General features: G+C 40.8%; 2 protein-coding genes. Both read left to right on the forward strand.

What is annotated here, in order from left to right; genetic code table 11:
• Positions 1 to 299 (forward strand): IS66 family insertion sequence element accessory protein TnpB (gene tnpB / locus BFU02S_RS15690; RefSeq protein WP_066372702.1); only part of this gene is annotated, 299 nt, incomplete at its 5' end.
• Between the two features lie 63 nt (positions 300 to 362).
• The gene (gene tnpC / locus BFU02S_RS15695) at positions 363 to 1,913 is read left to right on the forward strand and encodes an IS66 family transposase (RefSeq protein ID WP_066372707.1); all 1,551 of its coding nucleotides are present in this window, start codon (positions 363 to 365) and stop codon (positions 1,911 to 1,913) included.
• Positions 1,914 to 1,996 lie beyond the last annotated feature (83 nt).

Consider the following 1,996-nt stretch of genomic DNA (forward strand, 5'->3'; position numbering starts at 1 on the left):
ATATGCGTAAAGGAATTGACGGCCTCGCAACACTTATTCAAGATTCATTTGAATTAGATCCATACAGCGATTCTATCTTTTTGTTTTCTGGTTGGAGCAAGGATCGTTATAAATGTTTGTACTTCGATGGTGATGGCTTCGCCTTGCTTTATAAGCGATTAGATAACGGCATACTTCAATGGCCGAAAGACGAAAATGAAGTGCGAAACCTATCACAGCAAGAGCTTCGTTGGTTATTAGAAGGACTATCGCTTCAGCAGCCAAAGGCAATTGCGAAATCTGCAAAAGGTGTCTTTTAAATGTTCTATTCCGAATGGTATAATCATCCTTAGATGAAACTGAACGGAAATGTGGTGAACGATTTGACGAATGGTAATCCGAAGCAAGAAGAGCAAAATGAACGTATCATTCGATTACTAGAGCAACAACTGGCTCAGTCAAATCGACAAATAGAAGCATTAACTGAACAAGTTCGCCAATTAACCAAAGCTTTATATGGTTCTAAATCAGAAAAGTCAAAGTATCAAGCACCCGACGGTCAAGGATCTTTATTTGAGGACGATCCGTTTTTTAACGATTCTGAGCAGACAGAAGAACAAAGCACGGAAACAGATAGCTATACCGTTATCCGTAAAGTATCAAAGAAAAAGAGAAACGATTCATTTAGCTCCAATATTGAGATAGAAGAAGTTCACCATCATCCAGCTAATACGCTATGTGATTGTTGTCTTCATCAAATGACAGAAGTAGGTACAACAATAGCACGTGAAGAAGCAAAATTCATTCCAGCTATAATGAAGCGGGTGCAACATATCGAGCATGCCTATGAGTGCACGGTGTGCAAAAAAGATACCACTCAAAAAGCACAAATCAAGCGTGGGAAAGCACCGCAAGCTGCCATTCAACGCAGCATTGCAGGACCAACTGTTTTGGCAAAACTTATCTACGATAAGTTTATTCAGTACCTGCCTCTTTACCGCCAGGTGAAAGAATGGGAACGATATGGTCTACTTACAAATGATAAGAATCTATCTAATTGGGTTATTCGTACAGCCGAAGACTGGCTTCAACCAATCTATGATTTAATGAAGCAATTATTAACAGCCAAATCCGTGCTTCATGTGGATGAAACCTATGCGCAAATCATTAAGCGTTCCGACGGAAAATCCGGCCAATCGAACGCTTATAACTGGGTATGCCGTAGCGTACCAAGCCAAGGGCCTATCATTGTCCTTTTCAAAAGTGCTTTATCAAGAAGCAGAGCTGTATTGGAAGACTTCATCGCCGGATTTAAAGGAACGGTGATTTGCGATGGCTATTCAGCTTACGGTCATTTACCTAACGTACAATTCGCCAACTGCTGGGCACACACGAGGCGTTATTGGTTAAAAGTTGATAGTAAAAATGGACGAATAGGTGTTGATTACTGCGATCGGTTGTACCAGATTGAGCGTAAAATTAAACACCTCTTACCGGAAGAACGCCAACAAGTGAGACAAAAAGAATCAAAATCCATCGTGGATGAATTTTTCGCTTGGATCGAGCGCTCACCGTTCTTCGGTAAAAATGCGTTGGCGAAAGCAGCTGAATATACGTTGAGTCGTGCAGATGGTTTAAAAGCATTTCTTGGTGATGGTCATTTGGAAATCGATAATAATCCGGCGGAAAACGCGATTCGCCCCAACGTAATCGGCCGCAAAAATTGGCTGTTCTCTGTAAGCGAAGCAGGTGCAAAAGCGAACGCTATTTGTCTAAGTGTAGCTGAAACTGTAAAAGCAAATGGTATCGATTTTTATCGATATTTAGTCAAGATACTTACTGAACTGCCAACTTTACCAATTCATCAGCAGCCAGATCTTTTACATAACTACATGCCTTGGTCGGAAAATATCCAAGCTACATGTACAAAATAGCCAACTATCTGAAAAAAATCTCAGGTTGTTGGCTATTCGTCGTGCGTGCCATAAGGACACGCTATTTTTTATAATTCGGGCTT

Origin of the sequence: Neobacillus fumarioli NBRC 102428 (assembly GCF_001591485.1) — a bacterium.
GTDB lineage: Bacteria > Bacillota > Bacilli > Bacillales > Cytobacillaceae > Neobacillus > Neobacillus fumarioli.